Source organism: Neobittarella massiliensis (ex Bilen et al. 2018) (assembly GCF_900289145.1).
Classification (GTDB): domain Bacteria; phylum Bacillota; class Clostridia; order Oscillospirales; family Ruminococcaceae; genus Neobittarella; species Neobittarella massiliensis.
The window spans coordinates 130,488-152,780 of sequence record NZ_OKQO01000005.1; the positions used below are offsets into that span (position 1 = coordinate 130,488).

Annotated in this window: 23 protein-coding genes and 1 tRNA gene; 19 read left to right on the forward strand and 5 right to left on the reverse strand. The window is 59.5% G+C overall.

Annotated elements, in window-relative coordinates; translation table 11 throughout:
* Nucleotides 1-7: 7 nt before the first annotated feature.
* The 6 genes from C6Y32_RS08135 (at nt 8) to C6Y32_RS08160 (ending at nt 4,593) form a co-directional block, all read left to right on the forward strand.
* Nucleotides 8-550: a flavodoxin family protein gene (locus tag C6Y32_RS08135; protein ID WP_105204812.1), complete on the forward strand. Its 543-nt coding sequence runs from the start codon at nt 8-10 to the stop codon at nt 548-550.
* Nucleotides 551-635: 85 nt separating this feature from the next.
* Nucleotides 636-1,331 (forward strand): YczE/YyaS/YitT family protein, encoded by a 696-nt coding sequence (locus C6Y32_RS08140; protein ID WP_105204813.1) that lies wholly within the window; start codon nt 636-638, stop codon nt 1,329-1,331.
* Between the two features lie 164 nt (nt 1,332-1,495).
* Nucleotides 1,496-2,230 (forward strand): YczE/YyaS/YitT family protein, encoded by a 735-nt coding sequence (locus C6Y32_RS08145; RefSeq protein WP_105204814.1) that lies wholly within the window; start codon nt 1,496-1,498, stop codon nt 2,228-2,230.
* A gap of 200 nt (nt 2,231-2,430) precedes the next feature.
* On the forward strand, nt 2,431-2,940 hold the full coding sequence (locus C6Y32_RS08150; protein WP_105204815.1) for a hypothetical protein: 510 nt from the start codon (nt 2,431-2,433) through the stop codon (nt 2,938-2,940).
* Nucleotides 2,941-3,031: 91 nt separating this feature from the next.
* Nucleotides 3,032-3,700, forward strand: coding sequence for an orotate phosphoribosyltransferase (pyrE, locus tag C6Y32_RS08155; protein WP_105204816.1), 669 nt, complete (start codon nt 3,032-3,034; stop codon nt 3,698-3,700).
* Between the two features lie 128 nt (nt 3,701-3,828).
* Nucleotides 3,829-4,593 carry an MBL fold metallo-hydrolase gene (locus C6Y32_RS08160; protein WP_105204817.1) on the forward strand — a complete coding sequence of 255 codons (765 nt, stop codon included), beginning with the start codon at nt 3,829-3,831 and terminating at the stop codon, nt 4,591-4,593.
* 145 nt (nt 4,594-4,738) lie between these two features.
* Here the strand turns inward: C6Y32_RS08160 and C6Y32_RS08165 are convergent, their stop codons facing one another.
* Nucleotides 4,739-4,939 carry a hypothetical protein gene (locus C6Y32_RS08165; protein ID WP_105204818.1) on the reverse strand — a complete coding sequence of 67 codons (201 nt, stop codon included), beginning with the start codon at nt 4,937-4,939 and terminating at the stop codon, nt 4,739-4,741.
* 195 nt (nt 4,940-5,134) lie between these two features.
* Between C6Y32_RS08165 and C6Y32_RS08170 the strand changes: the two genes are divergently transcribed.
* The 7 genes from C6Y32_RS08170 to C6Y32_RS08205 all read left to right on the forward strand — a co-directional run bounded on the left by C6Y32_RS08170 (nt 5,135) and on the right by C6Y32_RS08205 (nt 11,620).
* Nucleotides 5,135-5,656 (forward strand): GNAT family N-acetyltransferase, encoded by a 522-nt coding sequence (locus C6Y32_RS08170; protein ID WP_105204819.1) that lies wholly within the window; start codon nt 5,135-5,137, stop codon nt 5,654-5,656.
* A gap of 292 nt (nt 5,657-5,948) precedes the next feature.
* A complete protein-coding gene (locus C6Y32_RS08175; RefSeq protein WP_129589418.1) occupies nt 5,949-6,389 on the forward strand; it encodes a hypothetical protein in 441 nt (146 codons plus the stop codon).
* Nucleotides 6,390-6,530: 141 nt separating this feature from the next.
* The gene (locus C6Y32_RS08180; protein ID WP_105204821.1) at nt 6,531-8,135 is read left to right on the forward strand and encodes an MBL fold metallo-hydrolase RNA specificity domain-containing protein; all 1,605 of its coding nucleotides are present in this window, start codon (nt 6,531-6,533) and stop codon (nt 8,133-8,135) included.
* A gap of 205 nt (nt 8,136-8,340) precedes the next feature.
* Nucleotides 8,341-8,427: transfer RNA gene (locus C6Y32_RS08185), tRNA-Leu, on the forward strand.
* 200 nt (nt 8,428-8,627) lie between these two features.
* Nucleotides 8,628-9,137 (forward strand): helix-turn-helix domain-containing protein, encoded by a 510-nt coding sequence (locus C6Y32_RS08190; RefSeq protein WP_105204822.1) that lies wholly within the window; start codon nt 8,628-8,630, stop codon nt 9,135-9,137.
* Nucleotides 9,138-9,550: 413 nt separating this feature from the next.
* A complete protein-coding gene (locus tag C6Y32_RS08200; protein WP_105204824.1) occupies nt 9,551-11,011 on the forward strand; it encodes an AlkA N-terminal domain-containing protein in 1,461 nt (486 codons plus the stop codon).
* A 69-nt stretch (nt 11,012-11,080) separates the two neighbouring features.
* Nucleotides 11,081-11,620: a methylated-DNA--[protein]-cysteine S-methyltransferase gene (locus C6Y32_RS08205; protein WP_105204825.1), complete on the forward strand. Its 540-nt coding sequence runs from the start codon at nt 11,081-11,083 to the stop codon at nt 11,618-11,620.
* A gap of 342 nt (nt 11,621-11,962) precedes the next feature.
* Here C6Y32_RS08205 and C6Y32_RS08210 read toward each other — a convergent pair whose 3' ends face one another.
* Nucleotides 11,963-12,202, reverse strand: coding sequence for a helix-turn-helix domain-containing protein (locus C6Y32_RS08210; protein WP_105204826.1), 240 nt, complete (start codon nt 12,200-12,202; stop codon nt 11,963-11,965).
* Nucleotides 12,203-12,670: 468 nt separating this feature from the next.
* Complete coding sequence (locus tag C6Y32_RS08215; RefSeq protein ID WP_105204827.1) at nt 12,671-13,366, reverse strand: cupin domain-containing protein; 696 nt, start codon at nt 13,364-13,366, stop codon at nt 12,671-12,673.
* Nucleotides 13,367-13,679: 313 nt separating this feature from the next.
* Between C6Y32_RS08215 and C6Y32_RS08220 the strand changes: the two genes are divergently transcribed.
* Nucleotides 13,680-15,017 carry a lipase family alpha/beta hydrolase gene (locus tag C6Y32_RS08220; RefSeq protein ID WP_105204828.1) on the forward strand — a complete coding sequence of 446 codons (1,338 nt, stop codon included), beginning with the start codon at nt 13,680-13,682 and terminating at the stop codon, nt 15,015-15,017.
* 105 nt (nt 15,018-15,122) lie between these two features.
* Here the strand turns inward: C6Y32_RS08220 and C6Y32_RS08225 are convergent, their stop codons facing one another.
* Nucleotides 15,123-16,028, reverse strand: coding sequence for a sensor domain-containing diguanylate cyclase (locus tag C6Y32_RS08225; RefSeq protein WP_164998189.1), 906 nt, complete (start codon nt 16,026-16,028; stop codon nt 15,123-15,125).
* 249 nt (nt 16,029-16,277) lie between these two features.
* Here C6Y32_RS08225 and C6Y32_RS08230 point away from each other — a divergent pair, with 249 nt between their 5' ends.
* The 5 genes from C6Y32_RS08230 to C6Y32_RS08250 all read left to right on the forward strand — a co-directional run bounded on the left by C6Y32_RS08230 (nt 16,278) and on the right by C6Y32_RS08250 (nt 21,011).
* Entirely contained in the window at nt 16,278-17,312 is a 1,035-nt protein-coding gene (locus tag C6Y32_RS08230) for a threonine aldolase family protein (protein WP_105204830.1), read from the forward strand.
* A 183-nt stretch (nt 17,313-17,495) separates the two neighbouring features.
* A complete protein-coding gene (locus tag C6Y32_RS08235; protein ID WP_105204831.1) occupies nt 17,496-18,521 on the forward strand; it encodes an SPFH domain-containing protein in 1,026 nt (341 codons plus the stop codon).
* Between the two features lies 1 nt (nt 18,522).
* A complete protein-coding gene (locus C6Y32_RS08240) occupies nt 18,523-18,735 on the forward strand; it encodes a type II toxin-antitoxin system antitoxin (protein WP_178089869.1) in 213 nt (70 codons plus the stop codon).
* Nucleotides 18,736-18,997: 262 nt separating this feature from the next.
* Nucleotides 18,998-19,987 (forward strand): nucleoside hydrolase, encoded by a 990-nt coding sequence (locus C6Y32_RS08245; RefSeq protein WP_105204832.1) that lies wholly within the window; start codon nt 18,998-19,000, stop codon nt 19,985-19,987.
* Nucleotides 19,988-20,027: 40 nt separating this feature from the next.
* Nucleotides 20,028-21,011: a nucleoside hydrolase gene (locus C6Y32_RS08250; protein ID WP_105204833.1), complete on the forward strand. Its 984-nt coding sequence runs from the start codon at nt 20,028-20,030 to the stop codon at nt 21,009-21,011.
* A 167-nt stretch (nt 21,012-21,178) separates the two neighbouring features.
* Here C6Y32_RS08250 and C6Y32_RS08255 read toward each other — a convergent pair whose 3' ends face one another.
* Nucleotides 21,179-22,042, reverse strand: coding sequence for a TraX family protein (locus tag C6Y32_RS08255; RefSeq protein ID WP_105204834.1), 864 nt, complete (start codon nt 22,040-22,042; stop codon nt 21,179-21,181).
* Nucleotides 22,043-22,293: the final 251 nt, after the last annotated feature.

A 22,293-nucleotide genomic window follows, 5' to 3' on the forward strand; every position in this document is an offset into this window, starting at 1 on the left:
CACAACCATGCATATACTCATGATTACCGGCAGCCCACACCGCAACGGGACCTCGGCCCTGCTGGCCGACCGCTTTATGGTGGGCGCCACCGACGCCGGTCACAAGATCGCCCGTTTCGACGCCGCCTTTCAAAAGGTGCGCCCCTGCACGGCCTGCGACGCCTGCAAGCAAAACGGCGGGCACTGTGTGCTGCACGACGATATGGAGGTCTTGGCCCCCATGCTCAAAGAGGCCGACGTGGTGGTGCTCGTCACCCCCCTGTACTACTACGGCATGTCGGCCCAGCTCAAAGCGGTGATAGACCGCTTTTACGCGCTGGGCGACCAGCTGCGGACAGGCGGTAAAAAGGCGGCTCTCATGGCCACCTGCGGCGACGGGGAAGAGAGCGCCTTCGATGCGCTGGTAGCCCACTACCGGGCAATGTGCAGCTACCTCAAGTGGCGCGACTGCGGCATCGTGCTGGCGCCGGGCTGCTATCTGCGCGCCGACATCGAAAACAGCGACTACCCCCAGCTGGCCTACGAGCTGGGGCTGGGCATGGATCGGTAACTGTCTGCCGCCCCAGCTAAGCCCCGGCAGCGGGGTATATCGCGCTGGCAAGCGCAGCAAAAACAAAAGGAGTAAAGTCGTTTCTATGTGGTTAAAACGCGTGTATCAGGCCAAAATGGGCGATATGAGCGGCCGTCAGGTGCTCACCAAGACCGCACTGGTTTTTTTGTCCAGTGCCATCACCGCTTTTGGGGTGGGGCTCTTTATCTGCAGCGGTCTGGGCAGCGACTCGATCTCGGTCTGGCTCGATGGGCTCGACCACACTTTTCACATCGGTATCGGCACCGCCTCGCTGCTCACCAACACGGTCACGCTGTCGACGGCGCTCTTGTTCTGTCGCCGCTTCGTCAACGTGGGCACGGCGGTGATGGCCCTGTTTTTCGCCTGGGTGCTGGGGCTGTGCGAGCCCTGGATGCGGGCCATGGCCGCCGCCCACGCCGGGCTTTCTTTCCACGCGGTAATGGTGGTGGCCGGGCTGGCGATCATGATCTTCGGCTGGTCGTTTACCGTGTCGCTGCGCTTTGGCTTTGACAGCACCGATGCCATCCTCTTCGAGATCCTACTGCACCGCCCCCGGTGGCAGTACCGCTTTTTAAAGATCGCCCTGGACGGCACCTTCATCACCGCCGGCTTTTTGCTGGGCGGAGTGGTGGGCATCGGCACGGTGATGAGCTTTTTGCTGACCGGGCCGGGGGTGGGGCTGCTGGTGCCCCACATAGACCGCCTGATCCTGCGGCCGCTGGGGGTGAGCGACCCGCAAAACCAGCAGATGGACCGATAGCGTACCCATATCCGTATCCGCCCCCGCTGTACGGCGGGGGCGCTGGGGCGGCTCAAAACAGCCGCCCTTTTTTGCCGGCAGAGCGCCTCGGCATATTCTATCGACACCGGCCACCTGATATGATAGACTGAGAGATACCTGTACGAAATACGGAGGTCTATTTTATGTGGCTAAAAAAACTGTACGACGATAAGCTGGGCGGGCTGACCGGCCGCCAGCTTCTTTTAAAGGTGCTGGTGGGCTTTTTTGGCAGTGCGGTAACGGCGCTGGGGGTGGGGCTGTTCATCGCCAGCAGTCTGGGCTCCGACCCGGTGTCGGTTTGGCTGGACGGCCTCGACCACACCTTTCATTTCGGTATCGGCACCGCCTCGATGATCAACAACTGCACCACGCTGTGCATCGCGCTGCTGTTTTGTTTCAAGTACATAAACATCGGCACCGTCATCAGCTCGGTGTTCTTTTCGCAGGCGCTGGGGTGGTTCCACCCGCTGCTGCAAGACTTTTTGGCCGCCCACCCCGGCCTTGTCACCCAGGCGGGGATGATTGCGGTGGGGATGGTGCTGATGGCGGCCGGCTGCGCCTTTACCGTGTCGCTGCGGTTTGGCTTTTCCAGCACCGATTCCATCCTCTTTCGCATCCTCGATTTTCACCCCCGCTGGCAGTACCGCTACATCAAGATCTGCAGCGACGGCGTCTTTATCACCGCCGGCTTTTTGCTGGGCGGGGTCATCGGCGTGGGCACGGTCGTCGGCTTTGTTTTGACCGGGCCGGCCATCAGCTTTTTCGTGCCCATCATCGACCGGTGGCTGCTGCGGCCGCTGGGCATCGACGACCCGCACAACCAGCAGATGCAAAAGAGAGCCGCCCAAGAAGAGACAGACAAGGTCGCCGCCCCGTGAGGAGCGGCGGCTTTTTGCCGCCGACAGCAGTTGCCCGGGGCCCTAAATCGTGCTATGATAAAAAGTAACTGCTGTGCGGCTATGCGGCCCCAACAGCCGGGCCGCAAAACCGGGGCCTGTTGCTCGGCGCCCCGCGGGCCAGCACACCAAGAGCGCGCCCCGCGCGGGCGCCCCACACACGCCAAAGACCGGAGGAGACTATGAAAAATACCACCAAGACCATCGCCATCTTTATGCTGATCGCAGCGGCGGTGTTCGCCTTCTTTTCGCTGACCAGGTGCAGTCTGTCAAACAAAGTGGTGGGCGACAGTTTCAATCTGCAAAAGGGCCAGTTCTTAGAGATGTACAACCAGAAGATCCCCGAACAGCTGGACAAATTCAAAGAGAAAGACGGCGCCATCACCGCCCGCGGGGTGGAGCTGCTGCTGCACACCGGCGGCAAGCAAAAGCTGGTCGACAAGGTGGAGCTGCGCGGCCCGTACGGCAGCGACAGCGAAGGCGAGACCTTTGCCGGGTACCTGTCGATCCTGCTGGTGGCCTGCGACGACACCGTCAAGGAGGAGGAGCTCAAAGACCTGATCGAGGGGCTGGAGCTGGCCAAGGTAAAAGAGCAGGACCAGATCGAGGCCAGCACCACCCTCAACAGCCGCAAATACACCTTTGTGCTGCGGGACAAGCAGGCCAGCTTAACGGTGGTGCCGGTCAAGTAGAGCGGCGCTTTACAACACCTTAAAAATCTGCTACTTTAAAGGCAGGGCAGTGGCCGCGGGCTGCGCCCCACACAGCGAGGAGGACGAAGATATGGGATACAAACAGGAATTTATCGAGTTCATGGTGCGCTCGGGCGTGCTGACCTTTGGCGATTTCGTGACCAAGAGCGGTCGTCAGACCCCCTATTTCATCAACACCGGCAACTACAAGACCGGCTACCAGGCGGCCAAGCTGGGCCAGTTTTACGCCAGCTGCATCCGCGAGAACCTGCCCGATGGGGTAGATGCGCTGTTTGGCCCGGCGTACAAAGGTATCCCGCTGGCGGTATCGGCCTCGGTGGCACTGTATAACGACTACGGCATGGACGTAAATTACTGTTTCAACCGCAAAGAGGCCAAAGATCACGGCGAAGGCGGCGTGATGGTGGGCTACCAGCTGCAAGACGGCGACCGGGTGGCCATCATCGAGGACGTGATCACCGCCGGCACCGCTATCCGCGAGTGCCTACCGGTGCTACAAAATGCGGCCAAAGTAGACATTCAGGCGCTGATCATCTCGGTGGACCGGATGGAAAAAGGCACCGGCGACAAGTCGGCCATCCAGCAGGTGTACGAGGACTACGGTATCAGAGCTTACCCCATCGTCACGGTGCGGGAGATCATGGAGCATCTGCACGGCCGCGAAATCGACGGCAAGGTGTATATAGACGACGAGATGCTGGCCAAAATGGAGGCCTACCTAGAGGTATACGGCATCTGATCCGACCACAGTGGGCGGGGCAGCGGGCGCGGGACAGGCGCGCTGTCCCGCCCGCTGTTTTATTTACTGAGTCGGCGTGAGCGGTTGCCGTGGGCGCCCGCGGCAGCCGGCAGGAGGAGCGCGATGTGATGGAGCACTGGTTCACCGCCGAGGCTATCGACAGCGAGACCACCGCGATCAGCGAGTACCGCCATTGGGAACAGGTGCACAGCTACCTGCTGCGGGGGCAGCGGCGGGCGCTGCTCATCGACAGCGGGCTGGGCGTGGGCGATATAGGGGCGGTGGTGCGGCAGCTGACCGCGCTGCCGGTGACGGTAGCCACCACCCATGTCCACTGGGACCACATCGGCGGCCACCGCCATTTTTGCGACTTTGCCGTGCACCGGGCCGAGGTAGACTGGCTGGCCAAAAAGTTTCCCATCCCGCTGCAGGTGGTGCGGCAGAACCTGACTCGCGGCGGTCAAGTGTTCCCCGCCGGGTTCGAGCCGGGGGCCTATCAGGTGTTTCGCGGTGATCCCAGCCGAGTGCTGCGCCACGGCGACTGTTTCGATCTGGGCGGACGGCAGATCCAGGTGCTGCACACGCCGGGCCACTCCCCCGGGCACCTGTGCTTTTACGAGCCGGCACGGGGCTACCTGTTCAGCGGCGATCTGATCTATGCCGGGCAGCTGGACGCCTTTTACCCCAGTACCGACCCCGAGGCATTTGCGCAGTCGGTACAGCGCGTGGCAGCGCTGCCGGTAAAAAAGCTGCTGCCCGGCCACTATACACTGGACATCTCCCCCGCGCTGATCGGCCGGGTGGATGCGGCATTTTCACAGCTGCGGCAAAAGGGTCAGCTGCGTCAGGGATCGGGCATCTTTGACGGCGACGGTTTTTCGATCCATCTGTAGCTAAAACACAGCCGCGGGCGGCGGGGCTCGGCGTTAAGGCCAGGCTGGACCCCGGTGGGGCCCAGGACTGCGGCCCGTCTGTAAAAAGCATAAAGAGGGGCAGAACACGGCTGTGCTCTGCCCCTCTTTTAAAGTGGTGGCCGCCCTACAACATCTGCTGCAGTTCGTCGCTGAGGTGTTTCATGTGGGTGATCTCGAACGAGACGGCCTGTTTGAGCATCCCGTTATACAGGTCGCCCATCTCACCGGGCTGGCGGGGCTCGGCGTGCAGTTTGGCCAAGCCGTCCTCCAGCTCAGCGATCTTGTGGTCCATCAGCGCTTTTACGCGTTTTTGTGCTTCGTTCACAGTAGTCTCCTCCTTGCAAGGTAAAGTATGGATACCCATAGTATGGCCCGAATCGCCGCCGGCAACGCCAAGACGGCAAAATTTTTACCGCTCGCAGCGCACAAGACTCTCTGCACTGCGCCGACACTTTGCACTGCAAGAGCAGCTGTGCTACAATGATAGGCAGATATTTTACTGTGAAGGAGGGACGGCGCTATGCAGCTGCGGCCGACCAGAAAAGAGGACCTCGACCAGGTGATGGGTATCATCGGTCAGGCCATGACCTATATGAAAGCAGCCGGTATCGACCAGTGGCAAAACGGGTACCCCGACCGGCCGACCATCGAGGGGGACATCGCCACCGGCATCGGCTATGTGGCAGAAGATGAAGATGGCAGCGTGGTGGCCACGGTGGCGGTGACCTTTGACGGCGAACTCTCATACCGGCAGATAGAGGATGGCGCCTGGCTGACCGACGGGGCCGCGTACGCCACCGTGCACCGCATCGCCGTGCGGGCCAACTGTAAGGGGCGCGGGGTGTCCTCCTACATTCTGGCGCAGGTGGAGGCGATGTGCCGCCAGCGGCAGGTGGGCAGCATCCGGGTGGACACCCACCGCGACAACCGCTCTATGCAGCGGCTGCTGCAAAAAAACGGTTTTTCCCGCTGTGGGCGCATCTTCTTGTGCGGCGGCGCCGAGGACGGTCACGAGCGCATCGCCTTTGAAAAGGTATTATAGGTCGGGCGGGGCGGTGGCCCCGCCCTTTTTATATCGCCGCTGATACACTGCTGTACAGGTGCACACAGCGGTGATCAGGGTGCTTTTGAGGGCTGCCCCTTTTATGGGCAGCAAGAACTACCAACCTTGTAGATATTCTTTTGTTCAACCCGACAATTATCCAAACTATTCATAATTTGTTACAAATTATGCTTGAAATTGTACACAAAACACAAGTACAATAAAGACATAAAGAGATGTTGGTACCGCATTTTTACTGCGATACCGGCACCGTATAGAGGGAGTGTTGTTTATGTCACTGGAAAAAGTGCAGGGCTTTATCAGGTTCATTCAAGACCAGAAGGGGCAGGAGCAAGACTACATCAAGCGGCTGCAGAACTGGGGCCGGTTTTTGGATTCCAACAACCCGTCAGACCCCTCGAACCCGGCATACAACAGCATGCGGGCCGACGAGGAGGCGCGTATCCTAGAGGAGATCATCGCCACCGAGAAAAAGCGGATGTCCAAAAAGGCCGATCAGTACGACAACTACCGCAGTCATGTGCTGGCGCAGGAGAAATGCGCCCGCCTGTTCGCCGAACTGGCCGATATGGCCAAAGAGGACGACTACCAGGTGACGGCCCACGACCTGATCTCACACATCGGCGGCGAGGTGACCAACATCATCCTGCAGTACCCCGACAGCGATGTGGACACGATCTTAAAAAAGGTGGTCAAAAAATTCACCGAATAGACGCGCTCTTTGGGGCGGCGGGCGCTTCGTTTCAGGCGGCTGCCGCCCCGTTTTTTTCACATATCGGCCCTGCTCCGCACACTGCAGCGGCGGGGCCCACCGCCCGGGACGAGCTGCCCTGGGCACGAGAGGCGGTCACACATGAAACTGACATTTTACGGCGCAGCCCACGAGGTCACCGGCAGCTGCCACTGCATCGAGGTGGCGGGCAAACGCATTCTGATAGACTGCGGCCTACAACAGGGCCGCGATGAAAAAGACGACCAACAGCTGCCGTTTAAGGCCGACAGCATCGACTGTGTGCTGATCACCCACGCCCACATCGACCATTCGGGGCGGCTGCCGCTGCTGGTAAAAAACGGCTTTCACGGGCAGATATTCGCTATCGAGGCCACCTGTGAACTGCTGAGCATCATGCTGCGCGACAGCGGCCACATCCAGGAGATGGACGCCCAGTGGGAGAACCGCAAGCGCGACCGCAGCGGCAAAGACCTGGTGGAGCCGCTGTACACCGCCCAGGACGCCGAGGCGGTGCTGCCCTACTTGGTACCCTGCCAGTACGGGCAGCCGGTGCAGGTGTGCGACGGGGCGACGGCAGTATTTTTCGACGCCGGCCACCTGCTGGGTTCCTCTTCGGTGGAGCTGCTGCTGGAAGAGAGCGGCACACGCAAAAAGGTGGTATTCTCGGGCGATATCGGCAACACCGATCAGCCCATCATCCGCGACCCACAGCACCTGACCGACGCCGACTACGTGGTGATGGAGAGCACCTACGGCGACCGCTCTCACCCGCCAGCTACCGACTACACTGCCGATCTGGCGCGCATCATCGACGAGACGCTGGGGCGCGGCGGCAACGTGATCATCCCCTCATTCGCGGTGGGACGCACCCAGGAGCTGCTGTACTTTATCCGCGACATCAAGGAGCGGGGCCTGGTGCGGCGGCCAGATTTTCCGGTGTATGTCGACAGCCCGCTGGCGGTAGAGTCGACTCGTATCTACGCCCGGCAGCTGCACACCTACGCCGACAGCGACGCACAGGCCATCTTGCGGCGGGGCAAAGACCCGCTCTCTTTTCCCGACCTGCACCTGTGCCAGACCAGCGAGGAATCTAAGCTGCTCAACTTTGAGCACACCCCCAAGATCATCATCTCGGCCAGCGGCATGTGTGAGGCCGGCCGCATCCGCCACCACCTGAAGCACAACCTGTGGCGCCCCGAGTGCACTGTGGTGTTCGTGGGCTACCAGGCAGAGGGGACGTTGGGGCGCATTTTGCTGGAGGGGGCCAAAGAGGTAAAGCTGTTTGGCGAGCAGATCGCCGTAAAGGCCCGCATCGTCAACTTCCCCGGTCTCTCGGCCCACGCCGATAAGGAGGGGCTGCTGCGGTGGGCAGAGTCTTTTTCACCCCGGCCCCGGCAGATCTTTGTGGTGCACGGCGAAAACACCGTGTGCGACAAATTCGTGGGGGCGCTGACTCTGCGGGGATTGGCGGCCCACGCACCCAACTTTATGGAGATCTACGACCTCGTCAGCGGCCAGATGCTGGCCCAGGGGCGCAGCTACCAGCAGCTGCACCCGCTGCTGGAGGGGCCCAGAAACGGCTCTTCTAACCAGGCTTTTGCCCGGCTGGTGACTGCCGGCTCGCGCCTGTTGGACGTTATCGGCCACAACGCCGGCGGCGCCAACAAAGATCTGGCCAAATTCCGCGACCAGATCCTGGCGCTGTGCGACAAGTGGGACCGGTAATAGCCAGCGGTAAATACAGGCGGGCTGTCAGCAGTGGGCAGGCGGCCCCTGTCTCTGCCGCACCGGGCACACGGGGGCGATTTCTCCTCGGCCGGCCAGGCGGATATCGAGCGTTTTGACGGGGCGGCAGCAAAAACGGGCTTGACGCCGCGGCAGGTTGATGGTATAATCATTTTTGCTATCCGGTACTGCCAGATAGCAATATGCAGATGTGGTGGAATAGGCAGACACGCTACTTTGAGGGGGTAGTGGACGTTCGTCCGTGTGGGTTCAAGTCCCGTCATCTGCACCAAAAAGACATACTTTCCGCTAAGAGGAAGGTATGTCTTTTTTATACCCCAAATGTGCTGTCATTTAAATGCACGGTCAGGCAAAAAAGATGTACTGACAAATACCGATTTATCAAAAGGACACTGTAATGTTAATCTGCGTTGCTTGCCGCAACAGGCTATCCTCCGTATCATTAGTGGCAAGGTAAGGAGGTCATTCCTGATGCTAAAAGAAAACATAAAAACAATAAGAAAATCCAAAGGGCTTTCACAAGAGGAACTTGCAATCAAGTTGAATGTGGTGAGACAAACGATCTCTAAATGGGAGCAAGGCCTGTCGGTTCCAGATGCCGATATGTTGATTTCCATATCAGAGGTATTTGAAACACCTGTAAGCACACTGCTTGGAGAAACCGTTGTCGAGGCGAAAGCGGATGATCTAAAAGCGATTTCCGAGAAACTTGAGGTCATAAACCTGCAACTCGCCCACAGGAAAACAGCGAGACAAAAAGCGATCCATTGGCTTTTTATCTTATTGTGTGCGGTTATAGTGGCTGTTTTTGCAGTCCTGATCATATTAAATAGTCCCTACTTGGGTTGGGATTATAGCCACCCCGAACCCGCAGTTGCAGGAGTCGTGTTTCACGCATTTGAGTGGCTGTTCGTTCGAATAGCACCGCTTGCCTTGATCGGCGCATTCGTTGGGGTTTTCTTAACGCGGAAGAAGGTGTGAGTTTGCCTAACTTTTTTAGAAGACAGTCGATAAAAAATCCCAGTTTATCTATAATCATTTAGTTTAACTACTGCTAGAAATCATTTTGCGCTATGATTGCAAAAAGATCGCCGGCTCAAGTTGGCGGTCTTTTTCTATTTATCGGCAGAGCGCCGCTATACAAACCTATTCCTTGTCGCATAAGAGCAGCTGTTCTGCGGCACAGAAAAATGGGCAAAACAGCCGCTTTTTATCGATGTTCTACACGCTGCCCGTTAAAAGGGCCGGGGATACGGCCGCCACCATTGGGCGGCTCCAGCCGGTACAGGCCGGCATCATCATGTCCGAAAACAGCGAGACATTTTTTGAGTATATGCTAAAATAGATGCAGAGCCCAGCCCGATCGCGGCGGGAGCTTGATAGGAGGTGGTGCTGTGATAAAAAGCAGCAGAGGGTTATATACGGCGTTCGCGGCAAGAGACGCGCGCTTTGACGGGCGCTTTTTTGTGGGTGTCTCTTCCACCGGGATCTACTGCCGCCCCGTGTGCTGGGCAAAGATGCCCAAAGAGGAGAACTGCACCTTTTTTACCACCGCGGCGGAGGCGGAGCAGGCGGGATACCGGCCGTGTCTGCTTTGTCGGCCGGAACTGGCTCCCGGCCAGTCGCCTGTTGACGCCAGTGCCGCGCTGGCCCATAAGGCGGCGCACCTTCTCGAAGAGAACTGCGGCAGTGGGCAGAGTCTAGAAGATCTGGCGGCACAGCTGGGGTGCACCGGCCGCCATCTGCGCCGCGTATTTGCCGAGGAATTTCACGTATCACCGGTCCAATATCTGCAGACCTGCCGACTGCTGTTGGCTAAAAACCTGCTCACCGACACAGCGCTTTCGGTGACAGAAGTGGCGATGGCCGCGGGATTTGGCAGTTTGAGCCGGTTCAACACCCGGTTTAAAGAGCAGTATCAACTCTCCCCTACCGCCCTGCGAAAAGCCCCCGCCAAAGCCACACCGCACCCCGGCAGTATCACTTTGGCGCTGGGGTACCGGCCCCCATACCAGTGGGATAAGATGCTCGATTTTTTGGCCGGGCGGGCCATCGCCGGGGTAGAGCGTGTGCAGGACGGCACCTATGGGCGCACAGTCTGGCTAAAGGACCGTTTGGGCCGGCCGCTGACCGGCTGGATAGAGGTGACACATCTGCCGAAAAAAAGCGCCCTGCAGGTGACGGTGAGCGAAACGCTGCTGCCGGTACTGCCGCAGGTGTTGGCGAGAATTCGGCGCCTGTTTGACCTGTACTGCGACCCGGATACGGTGTATCGCGCGCTGCAGAGCATGGATGAGATACGCCCCGGCCTGCGTGTGCTTGGGACCCGTGTACCGGGGTGCTTCGACGCCTTTGAGATGGCCGTGCGCACCGTGTTGGGCCAGCAGATCACGGTGCGGGCAGCCAGCACGTTGACCGCCCGTTTGGCCACCGCTTACGGAAAGCCGATAGAGACCGGTATCGACGGATTGAGCCGCCTGTTTCCGACCCCGGCCGATATCGCGGCGCTGGGGCCGAATATCGAGACTCAGCTGGGCCAGCTGGGGGTGATCGCCGCCCGGTCGCGTACCATCTACGCGCTGGCTCTGGCGCTCATGCGTGGAGAGATCGTTCTGGGCCCGTGCGCTCAGCCGCAGGAAGAGATGCAAAAGCTCTTGCAGATCCGCGGGATCGGGAGTTGGAGCGCCCAGTATATGGCCATGCGGGCCATGCAGTGGCCCGACGCTTTCTTAGAGACCGATGCCGGTGTCAAAAAGGCACTGGCGCCCCGCTCGCCCGGAGATGCGCTGGCTCTGGCAGAGAAGTGGCGGCCTTGGCGCAGTTACGCCACCGTCAGTTTGTGGAATGCCCTGTAGAGGGCCTTTTGCGGCCGCCGCTAGGTAGATCTATTGCCGTTTATAATGAGAAAAGAGAGGATGAGACCCATGCAGCATCTGTACCTCCGAACATGTAAAACACCGCTGGGCAACATTTTACTGGCCGGTGACGACATCGGCTTGACCGGGCTGTGGTTTGAGGGCGAAAAGTATTTTCCCACCGATCTTTTCGCGCAAGAGCACCGGCAAGACCACCCCATTTTTGTAAAGACAGAGCGCTGGTTAGACACCTATTTTTCTGGCCGGGAGCCGGGTGAGCTGCCGCCTGTCCACATGGTCGGCACCCCGTTTCAGCTGGCTGTATGGGAGGTGCTCTGCCACATCCCATACGGACAGACTACGACCTACGGGGCGATCGCCCGCCAGATCGCCGCGCAAAACGGGTTGCCGCACATGTCGGCCCAGGCAGTGGGCGGCGCTGTGGGGCACAACAGCATCTCTATCATCGTCCCGTGCCACCGCGTGGTCGGCAGCACCGGCAGCCTGACGGGGTATGCAGGTGGCATCGATAAAAAGATCGCCCTGCTCAAATTGGAGCAGGTAGATCTATCGGGGCTCTTTGTCCCCCGTAAAGGAACTGCGCTCTAACCCCCATAGCGGGCCGGCCGACGCGCGCTGACACACTGAGTGCCGCCATTTATTTTTATGGAGGTATCTCGTTTCAGCAGATGTCACACAGGCGTCTGCCACTCTGTCCCCGCCCTACTGCCGCGCCCATATAAAAAGGCCCTGCACCCAGTGAGGTGCAGGTGCGTATTGGGGGCGTACCGCATATAGCGTTGCTCCCGACAGTCCGATCGAGGCCGCCGGCCGAGTTCATACATTTCTCTATGTGTATGTGTACGTATACGGCGAATTGCCGGCATACCGACAGCCGGCCAGGTCTGCCGCGGCGCTGGTCAGCTATGTACCTGCCTTTTTAAAGGGCAGTCACTGCCTGTCTTCCCGCGCCTGCTGCCGGCGCACCTCTTCCTTGAGGGCATCTATACTTATATCAAGCACTGTGGCGATGAACACGGCATTATCCAACCCCACATTGGCTCGGCCGTGTTCGATACGCTGGTAATACTCGATAGAAATATTGCACATTTCGGCCATATTGGCCTGTGTCAGATGGTTTTCCTCGCGATATTGCCGCACTTTTTGAGAAAATATTTCATGTATTGACATATTACACCTCCTCAGCGTTCTCTGTTGAGATTTTATGTCAATTTGGTCTCTGTCTACAATGGACGATGGTACATAATCTACACATTTATGAAATAACACAAAAATAGCCCCAATTGCTTAGGGGAAACTTACTGCATATTTGTATTTGGTACCGCTCTCAGAACTGTCATATAATTCATGCGCTTTTACCCAAGACTATATCTCATAGTTCGCCCTGTATATTTTTAGTATTCGATGTCTAAACCTGACCCTTTTTTCTGTTGCGCGCTCCCCCCGCCTGCCGGCTACGCCGCGCGGCGGGGTATTTTTTTACGCCAATAAGGCCGGCAGCCTTTAAAAAGCTGTCGGCCTTATCCTGCGGTGTGCGCTGTATTTGCTGTATCGCAGTGCTACACGCCGCCGAGTGCAGATATGCCCGGTTATGTAGGGGCGCCCGCCGGCGCCCCTGGTCTGCTGTCAGAAGGCGCTCTACTGGGCGTCTTTTTTGGTGGGGTGTACGGTGCAGCGGGGATGGTGTACCGGCGCATACACAGACGAGAGCTTCAGCGGGCGGCGGCCGGTGTTGACGATGTTATGCCAGGTACCGGCGGGGACGAACACGCCGTAACCGCTGTAGAGCTGCTTGCGGTAGGTCATATGTGTGCGGCAGCTGCCCATTTTAACGGTGGCCATTCCTTCTTCTACGCGGATAAACTGATCTGTATCCGGGTGCATCTCCAAGCCGATATCGCCGCGCACCGGAATAGACATCAGCGTCATCTGCAGGTACTCGCCGGTCCAGTAAGCAGTGCGGAAATCACAGTTCTTCTGTGCCGCGGTCTCGATGTTGGCCACATACGGCCCAGGGCCGTGGTCGGTATCACAGTGGATATCGGGGCACTCGTCGGGGTCAGGATCAGGCTCGGGTCTGCCGCCACAGCCGCAGCCCGGCTCCTCCGGCTCGGGTTCAGGGCGTCCACCGCAGCCGCCGTCCGGGCGGTGATGGTGGTCGTGATCGGGTCTGCCGCCACAGCCGCAGCCCGGCTCCTCCGGCTCGGGGCGCTCCACCGGGAACTCCTCGTAGCAGTCGCAGTGGCGGTCGGGGCAATCCACCAGGTTCTCCTCATCCTGGTGGCAGTTACAGCGGATATTGGTGAAGAATACATCTTCGTGGTGATTGGGCATATCGCTATCTCCTTTCCTATGTGCTGACAGCACTCCAGTTTATGTCTCGGCGACAGCGGCGGTACCGGTGGTGCGGCGCGCTTTTACACACCGCGTCGGCAACTGCGGCAAAAGCGCAGCTGTCGGCGGCTTTATCAGCTGCGTCCACCGCCTAAAAACGCCCCTCACCCCATATTTCGCCCATCCCTCGCCGCGCAGCCCGGCTCCAGCACCACACCGATCCGCAGCTCCTGTTTTGCCAGCCGCGCTGCGAAGTGCTATAATATGGTTATCGATACAGCGCAAAGCGCGTCACCGAAAGGAGCTCAAAAGCATGTTGGCAGCAAAGCGGGCACTGGCGGCAGCCGGGTTGTTATCGCTCATCAACACACCGCTGTGGGTGGGCTTGGCCGGTGGCCCGCTGTGGCTGCATATCGCTTTTACCGCGCTGCTGACGGCGCTCTATCTGGCTCTGCACATCCGCCCCCGCAGGCTGCCCGAAGGCGGCCGCCTGCAGGTCATGATGGGCGGGCGCGAGCTGCTGGTGCTCTCCTGCCCGGTATTGCTGGTGCAGCCGGTGCTGCTCGTGTCGGCCTGTACCCGCTGGAAACACCTGTTTTCACTGGGGCGGCGCATCGGGGCGATCGCGCTGTCACTGCTGCTGGTGGCCGCACTGCTTACAAACGGCTTTTTGCGGCTGATGTTCACCTGCCAGCGGCTGCGCATCCTCTGGCGGGTGCTGCTCCTGCTATGCTGGTGGGTGCCGGTGGTCGGTCCGCTGCTGCTCATCAAGGCCTGTTCGCTGGCCCAGGCCGAGTACCGGTTTGAAGCCGCCCGCGCCCAACTGCAGGTCCTGCGCCGCGACAGCCAGGTCTGTGCCACCCGCTACCCGCTGCTGCTGGTGCACGGTATCTTTTTCAGAGATTGGCAGCTCGTAAACTACTGGGGCCGCATCCCCAAAGCGCTCATTCAAAATGGGGCCACCATCTTTTACGGGCAGCAGCAATCGGCCGCCAGCGTGGCCCGCAGCGCCGCCGAACTGGCCCGGCAGATCGAGCGGGTCGTAGCGGCTACCGGCTGCGAAAAGGTCAATATCATCGCCCACTCCAAAGGCGGGCTCGATGCCCGTTATGCCATCAGCTGTCTGGGGCTGGCGCCACGGGTCGCCTCGCTCACCACCATCAACACCCCACACCGGGGCTGTGTGTTTGCCCAGGTGCTGCTAAAAAAGCTGCCCGGGGGTCTGGTGCGCTTTATCGCCACCCGCTACAACAAACTGTTTGCCAAACTGGGCGATGACGACCCCGACTTTATGGCCGGGGTGCAGGACCTAACTGCCCAGCGCTGCGCCCAGCTGGCCCAGCAGATGCCCGCCAGCGACGGTATTCTGTACCAGAGCGCGATGTCGGTGATGAAAAGGCCGGGCAGTGCCGCCCCGCCGCTCAATCTCAGCTACCGGCTGGTCAAAAAATATGACCGGGCCGAAAACGACGGTCTGGTGGCCCTGCCGTCCGCCCAATATGGCAAATTTTTAGGCTGTCTGCGCGCCGGCGGCAAGCGGGGCATCTCCCACGGCGACATGATCGATCTTATGCGTGAAGATATCCCCGGTTTCGATGTGCGCGAGTTCTATATCGGTCTTGTCAGAGATCTAAAGGCGCGGGGCCTGTAGCCCCTGCCGTACTATGTACATCACAAACAGCGCCCCGGGCACCTCCTCTGTAAGAAGGCGCCCGGGGCGCTGATCACATCTATCTGTTCTATCTTGTCTGCCCGTTCACTGCGGGCCCGCCACCACGCAGCAGCTGCGGCGCTTTTTGGCCTGGTACAGCGCGGCGTCAGCTGCGCTAAAAAGCGCCTGATAGCTTTTTCCGTGCTGCGGCCACCGGGCCAACCCCATGCTCTTGGTGGCCCCCCACTGCAGCGGGTCTTTTAAAAAGCGGTCTATCTGCCGCGGCAGTTCCCCGCACCACTCGGTCCCATGGGCAAACACCACAAATTCGTCGCCGCCCCAGCGGGCGATCATCGCCTCGGGCCCAAAAGCGGTCCGCAGTTGGTCGGCTACCTGCTTGAGCGCACCGTCGCCGGCGGTGTGGCCGTGGGTGTCGTTGAGCTGTTTAAAAGCATCCAGGTCCACCAGCAGCAGCGCGTGGGGGCCGCCGGGTTCCCGGCGCAGCACACGCTCGATATATGCCTCCCCATAGCGGCGGTTATACAGGCCGGTCAGCGGGTCCATGTGGGCGGCTGTCTCAAAGAAGTCGGCCCGGCGCTTGAGCGGGTCGATATTCGAGACCACCCCCACCATAAAGGCGGGCTCCCCGTCTTGTAAGATGGGCACCACATCGATCTTGCACCAGGTATAGTCCTCGTCACCGGCGCACATGCGCGCCTGATACGAGGCCGGCTGCCCCGCCAGCACCGCCGCAAATGCGCGCGCCACGGTGGGGTGGTCGTCGGGGTGGGAGAAGTAACCCGACACCGCACGGCAGTATGCCTGCGGCGACAGATCGCTAAAGGCGGCCACATCGCGCAAGATCGTGTCGCCGTCTTTTCCAAAGATCGCCTCTGCATTTTCAAAAAAGGTATAGCGCTGGTTTTTCAGGTCCACCTCGTACACGCAGATGCCGGCCGCCCGCATGGCGATGGTAAAACGCTCTTTATAGCGCCGCAGTGATTTGAGCAAACGCACACCTCCCGCCTGGCCACCGGGGACGCTGTGCTCTGCTCCCGGCGCATATTTCGTTTTCATTATAACAGTGTGCGCTTATATATGCCAGCTATTTTCCATTAATATATACACAGTATATAAATAGCTGATAAAAAGATGGTATAGCTCCACTTATATCGGTACTGCGGCAAGTTGACAGTCCTCTTCCCTATGGGGTATGCTAAAAAACAGCCAAACATACCGCAACGACAGGAGGAACATCACATGATCCGTTTTAACTGCGACTACAGCGAAGGGGCCCACCCCCGCATTCTGGAACTCATGCAGCAGACCAACCTGGAGCAGTGTCCCGGCTACGGGGAGGACAGCCACTGCGACCGCGCCCGGGCTCTCATCCGTAAGGCCTGCGGCGGCGCCCCGGTAGAGGTCCACTTTATGGTGGGCGGGACCCAGACCAACCTGACGGTGATCTCCGGTCTGTTGCGCCCCCATCAGGGGGTCATCAGTGCCGCCAGCGGCCACATCGGCGTCCACGAGACCGGCGCTATCGAGGCCACCGGCCACAAGGTGCTCACGCTCCCCAGCAGCGACGGCAAGATCACCGCCGCCCAGGTAGAGGCGCTCCTGGACGAGCACTGGCACGACGAGACCCACCAGCACATGGTACAGCCGGGCATGGTCTATATCTCGCTGCCCACCGAGCTGGGCACCATCTACCAAAAAAGCGAGCTGACGGCGCTGTACCAGGTGTGCCGTAAAAATCATCTGCCCCTGTATATCGACGGGGCGCGCCTGGGCTACGGGCTGGCCGCCGCCGGATGCGACTTCGACCTGGCCGACCTGTGCGCGCTGTGCGACTGCTTTTATATCGGCGGCACCAAGCAGGGGGCGCTGCTTGGCGAGGCACTGGTGCTGTGCCGCCCCCAGCTGTTGCCCGATTTTCGCTACCTGATGAAGCAGCGCGGCGGCATGCTGGCCAAAGGTAAACTGCTGGGCCTGCAGTTCGAGGCGCTGTTCTCTGATGGGCTGTACTTCCAGCTGTCGCGCCACGCCGTAGAGATGGCCGACCGCATCGCCGCCACCTGCCAGAAAAAAGGTATCCCCCCGCTGGTGGTCACCGGCACCAACCAGCTGTTTTACATCTTCAGCGACGAGGCGCTGACGGCGCTGCAGCAAAAATACGCCTTCTCTTACTGGGGCCGTATAGACGAGCGCCACAGCGCAGTGCGTATCTGCACCAGCTGGGCCACCACCGAGGACGATACCGCTGCGCTCTGCGCCGATCTCACCGCGCTGTAAAGCGGCCCTTTTGGCAGCGGCCAATCGGTCGCCGCGACCCGCTTCCCCGGCGGCACAGCAACCCAGCTGTGCCGCCTTTTTGCGTACCTCCCCAACATATTTTTTAGATGTACTTGACAAAACAGATCGAAGTGATATTATAATGATATCAAACAGAAATGATCTGTATAAGGGGGAACTACCGTGAAAGAGATCGTGCTGCAAAACAAGAAAAACGGTATGGCTGTGCTGCTGGTGACCGTGGTGCTGTACCTGCTGGCGGTCGCCGGATGTGTGGGCGGCGGTATGCTGCTGCCGGGCGCCTTTGGGGTGGTGCTGCTGGTAGTGAGTATCCTGTGGCTGAGCCTGGGCTGGATACCGCTGCTGGGCCTAAAGGTATTGAGACCGCAAGAAGCGCTGGTGCTCACCCTGTTTGGCAAATACATCGGCACGCTCAAGAGTGAGGGCTTTTACTTTGTAACCCCCTTCTGCTCCAGTGTCAACCCGGCCGCCAAGACCAAACTCAGCCAGAGCGGCGACGTGGACGGCGGCAGCGCCAAAACCTCGGTGATCTTTAACACCGCCGCTGTCTCGGCCACCGGGGCCGAGCTGGCCAACCGCAAGATCTCTTTAAAGATCATGACCCTCAACAACAGCCGCCAAAAGATCAACGACTGCCTGGGCAATCCAGTAGAGATCGGCATCGCCGTCATGTGGCGGGTGGTCGACACCGCCAAAGCGGTATTTTGTGTCGACAACTTTAAAGAGTACCTCTCGCTGCAGTGCGACAGCGCCCTGCGCAACATCGTACGCATCTACCCCTATGATATCGCCCCGGGCGTCGATACCACCGGCGACGGGGTGGCCGACGAGGGCAGCCTGCGCGGCTCCAGCGAGATCGTAGCTGCCCGCATCCGCGACGAGATCCAGCAAAAGGTAGCCGAGGCCGGGCTCGAGATCATCGAAGCCCGCATCACCTACCTGGCTTACGCGCCGGAGATCGCCGCCGTCATGCTGCAGCGGCAGCAGGCCTCAGCCATCATCGACGCCCGCAAAATGATCGTCGACGGCGCGGTGGGCATGGTCGAGATGGCCCTAGAGCGCCTGGGCGAAAATCAGGTCGTAGAGCTGGATGAAGAGCGCAAAGCCGCCATGGTCTCCAATCTGTTGGTGGTGCTCTGCGGCAACCACGACGCCCAGCCCATCGTCAACTCGGGAAGCCTGTACTAAAATGGCTGCCGTGCAAAAACAGCCCAAAAAGCAGGTGCCTCTGCGTCTCTCCGCCAAACTGTACGATGCGATCGCCGCCTGGGCCGAAGACGATTTTCGCTCGGTCAACGGTCAGATCGAGTACCTGCTCTCTGAATGCGTGCGCCAGCGCAAGAAAAACGGCAAATACGTCTCTGACGAGCTGGATGTGCCGCCCGAACTGGATATCGAGTAAAAAAGAGCCCCGCCGTACGGTGGGGCTCTTTTTTGTGTACCGGCCGCGCGTCGGTCCCCCTGCACAGGGGCGGCGCATGTCGCATGTAGAGGACAGCCAAATTGCCGCCGCACCAGATATACTATCTGCACAAATATCTTAAGCTGGGACACATGTCCTTGTAACAACTGCCGATTTCACTATACTGGTACTCGAAGGGGCGAGCTGCTCCCAAGAGAACGTCAAGCGGCACCCAGCCGCAGAATTTAAGGAGGTCACTCTTATGCCCAGAAAAGTCATACTGGATGTAGACACCGGTTCGGACGACGCCGTCGCTATCATCACGGCGCTGCTGTCACCCGAGGAATTCGATGTCCTCGGCATCTGTACCGTCAACGGCAACCGCGAGGTACGGCTTACGACCGACAACACGCTGCGGGTCCTCGATCTGCTGGGGATGCCCCAGATCCCCGTCTTTAAGGGATGCGAGTTCCCCATGGTCTCCACTTTAAAACCCGGCCGCAAGCCCAATATCCCCTGGCGTGAAGGCATGATGACCGGTATCGAGGCACTGGTCCACGGCGATCACCTCGAGATCCCCGAGACCGATCTAAAAGAGCAGGATACCTGCGCGGTGAGCTGGCTGGTCGACACGCTGCTGCACACCAAAGAAAAGATCACGCTCATCCCCGTGGGCCCGCTCACCAATATCGCCATGGCTATGCGCGTAGACGCCCGTATCTGCGAGAACATCGAGGAGATCATGATCATGGGCGGCGGCTTTATCACCAACAACTCGTCGGCAGTGTCTGAGTACAACATCTGGGTCGACCCCGAGGCGATGGAAGTGGTGCTGCAGTCCGGCTGCAAGATCACTTTGGTCCCGCTCGATGCCACCCACGAGGCCTACCTCACCGTCAAAGACGCCGAGGTGCTGCGCTCCTACGGCACCAAGACGGCCGCCGCCGTGGCCGCCATCATTGAAAAGCGCTCGCGCGGGTACGCCAACGATGTAGATATGAAAGAGTACGCCGCCGCCCCCATCCACGACGCGCTGGCTGTCTGTGCGCTCATCGACCCGACCGTGCTGGTAGACGTAGAGCACGTCAACTGCCATGTGGACATCGCCGCCGGCTACGCCGATGGGCAGACCTGCCTGGACCGCCGTATGCGCACCACCAAAGACGGCCCCAACTGCTATTTTGCCATGCACGCCGACCGCGAGAAGTTTAAAGATATGATCCTGGCTATCATGAAAAAAGCCACCCGGTAAAACACACCGCTCTGATGCAGATAAAAGGAGGAACACTCTTATGCCTAGAAAAGTGATCTTAGACGTCGATACCGGTTCGGACGACGCCGTTGCCATCATCCTGTCGCTGCTGTCCCCCGAGTTCGAGGTATTGGGCCTGTGCTCGGTCAACGGCAATCGGGAGGTAAAACTCACCACCGACAATACCCTGCGGGTAAAACAGCTGATGAAGTCGGATGTGCCGGTATATAAGGGTTGTGAATACCCCATGGTCGCCACGCTCACCCCCGGCCGCAAGCCCAATATCCCTTGGCGTGAGGGCAAAATGACCGGTGTCACCTCGCTGATCCACGGCGACCATCTCCCGTTCCCCGAGACCAGCTTAAAAGAAGAGCCTGTGGGCGCTGTGCCGTGGCTCATCGACACGCTGGTACACACCCAGGAAAAGATCACGCTCATCCCCGTCGGCCCGCTGACCAACATCGCTATGGCTATCCGCAGCGACCCCCGCGTAGTGCAGGGGATCGAGGAGATCATGATCATGGGCGGCGGCTACCTGGTCAATAACACTACCCCCATGGCCGAGTACAACGTCTGGGTCGATCCCGAGGCGCTGGAGATCGTGCTCACCGCCGGCTGCAAAGTCACGCTGGTCCCGCTCGACGCCACCCACGAGACCTACCTCAATTTAGAGGATGTAGCCGAGCTGCGCTCGTACCAGAACACCGCCGCTACAGCCGTGGCCGACCTGGTGGAACAGCGCATCAAGGGCTATGCCAACGACGCCGACATGAAGGCGTTTGGCGGCGCTCCCATCCACGACGCTTTAGCCGTCTGCGCTCTGCTCGATCCCAGCGTGCTCACCGAAGTGGTACACGTCAACTGCCACGTCGATATCTCCGGCGGCTACGCCGATGGCCAGACCTGTCTGGATATGCGCCAGAAGATCGACAAAGACGCGCCCAACTGCTACTTTGCCCTGCACGCCGACCGCGAAAAATTCCGCACAATGGTCAAAGCCATCCTCAAGACCTGCCCGTTCTAAAGAAGTACCGTTCAAGCGCTCTGCCGACTGTCGGGCAACTACTTAACCTTCTTTGACAAACGATCCACAGGCGATAAAGAGCCGGGACTGCTGTTTGCAGCCCCGGCTCTTTATACGTCGCGGTCATCGCTGCCGGTCATGACCGCGGCACTCCTTTTTTTCATCGCTCAGGCCAGCAGCTGCACCAGCAGTGCCAGCCCCCACATCACCAAAAACTGCAGCGGGTAAAACAGGTAAAAGCCGTGCCCCTGCCGCCCCTTTTGGCCGTTATAGCAGTGCAGGATGGCAAAAGCCAGCGCTCCCGTGCTCTCGGTGATGCCGCTGCCCAGTGAAAACACCAAAGTCAGCGGCAGCGGGTCGCCGGGCAAAAAGTCGCTGACAAAATAGAGCGCCACATTGCCCACCAGCAAAAGTATGGTCGCCAGCGGCCACAACAGCCGCGGCCGGTCGGCCAGCAGATAAAAGAGCGCGATCAGGGCCACCCCCAAAAAGCTGTAGTCACATCGTATCAGCCACGCGGCCGCCATACAGGCCAGCAGCCCGGCGGCTGCCAGCCATTTCTGAGCGGCAAAACGGCGCAGCCACCACACTGCCACCAGGCCCAACAGCAGTGTAAAAAACACATTTTGCCCGCTCCAGTCAAAGCAGCGCCCGTTTACAGCCAAGTCGAACGGTATCTCCGAGAGCAGCGCAAACAGCGCCAAACGGCCGGCGTATTTGGCAAAACTGCGGGTGTGGGTAAACCCCTGCACCACCAAAAAGCAAAAGATGGGGAACGCCAATCGCCCCGCCGCGCGAAAAAAGCCGCTCACCTGTACCAGCCACATCAGGCCGGGCCAGCCTTTTTGCCCCCATACTGTCACCAGTGCCATCAGTGGTATAGCCCCCAGGTGATCGATGACCATCAGGCCCATGGCCAGCTTTTTTAAAAAGGCGCCAGAAAATCCGCGCACCAGCGGCGCATCCAGCGGCTGCTCCACCGCTGATCGGATGCCGGCCGCCGCGGCAGTATCGATCTGTGTCGTCTGCATGCCACAACGCTCCTCTCAATTTTGCCGCTCCACAGGCCTTGAAGTCGGTGTGCGGGCACTGCTCCCCAGTGTACCCGCTGGGGCAGCGCCTGTCAAATGTCCCTTCATACCCGCAGCCGGCGGCACAGCACTTGACAGCAGTGCGGGCCGGGCGTATAGTTATTATTGTCAAGTGCCGCCGTGCGCTGTTCTTTTTAGCCAATAGTTAGCTTAAACTAACCACCGTGATCATCATTTGGGAGGGACCGATC

Excerpts from the sequence above, each read along its gene's own strand:
- C6Y32_RS08135 (WP_105204812.1), top strand. The coding sequence starts at position 8 with ATGCATATACTCATGATTACCGGCAGCCCACACCGCAACGGGACCTCG.
- C6Y32_RS08140 (WP_105204813.1), top strand. The coding sequence starts at position 636 with ATGTGGTTAAAACGCGTGTATCAGGCCAAAATGGGCGATATGAGCGGC.
- C6Y32_RS08145 (WP_105204814.1), top strand. The coding sequence starts at position 1,496 with ATGTGGCTAAAAAAACTGTACGACGATAAGCTGGGCGGGCTGACCGGC.
- C6Y32_RS08150 (WP_105204815.1), top strand. The coding sequence starts at position 2,431 with ATGAAAAATACCACCAAGACCATCGCCATCTTTATGCTGATCGCAGCG.
- pyrE (WP_105204816.1), top strand. The coding sequence starts at position 3,032 with ATGGGATACAAACAGGAATTTATCGAGTTCATGGTGCGCTCGGGCGTG.
- C6Y32_RS08160 (WP_105204817.1), top strand. The coding sequence starts at position 3,829 with ATGGAGCACTGGTTCACCGCCGAGGCTATCGACAGCGAGACCACCGCG.
- C6Y32_RS08170 (WP_105204819.1), top strand. The coding sequence starts at position 5,135 with ATGCAGCTGCGGCCGACCAGAAAAGAGGACCTCGACCAGGTGATGGGT.
- C6Y32_RS08175 (WP_129589418.1), top strand. The coding sequence starts at position 5,949 with ATGTCACTGGAAAAAGTGCAGGGCTTTATCAGGTTCATTCAAGACCAG.
- C6Y32_RS08180 (WP_105204821.1), top strand. The coding sequence starts at position 6,531 with ATGAAACTGACATTTTACGGCGCAGCCCACGAGGTCACCGGCAGCTGC.
- C6Y32_RS08190 (WP_105204822.1), top strand. The coding sequence starts at position 8,628 with ATGCTAAAAGAAAACATAAAAACAATAAGAAAATCCAAAGGGCTTTCA.
- C6Y32_RS08205 (WP_105204825.1), top strand. The coding sequence starts at position 11,081 with ATGCAGCATCTGTACCTCCGAACATGTAAAACACCGCTGGGCAACATT.
- C6Y32_RS08210 (WP_105204826.1), bottom strand. The coding sequence starts at position 12,202 with ATGTCAATACATGAAATATTTTCTCAAAAAGTGCGGCAATATCGCGAG.
- C6Y32_RS08215 (WP_105204827.1), bottom strand. The coding sequence starts at position 13,366 with ATGCCCAATCACCACGAAGATGTATTCTTCACCAATATCCGCTGTAAC.
- C6Y32_RS08220 (WP_105204828.1), top strand. The coding sequence starts at position 13,680 with ATGTTGGCAGCAAAGCGGGCACTGGCGGCAGCCGGGTTGTTATCGCTC.
- C6Y32_RS08230 (WP_105204830.1), top strand. The coding sequence starts at position 16,278 with ATGATCCGTTTTAACTGCGACTACAGCGAAGGGGCCCACCCCCGCATT.
- C6Y32_RS08240 (WP_178089869.1), top strand. The coding sequence starts at position 18,523 with ATGGCTGCCGTGCAAAAACAGCCCAAAAAGCAGGTGCCTCTGCGTCTC.
- C6Y32_RS08245 (WP_105204832.1), top strand. The coding sequence starts at position 18,998 with ATGCCCAGAAAAGTCATACTGGATGTAGACACCGGTTCGGACGACGCC.
- C6Y32_RS08250 (WP_105204833.1), top strand. The coding sequence starts at position 20,028 with ATGCCTAGAAAAGTGATCTTAGACGTCGATACCGGTTCGGACGACGCC.
- C6Y32_RS08255 (WP_105204834.1), bottom strand. The coding sequence starts at position 22,042 with ATGCAGACGACACAGATCGATACTGCCGCGGCGGCCGGCATCCGATCA.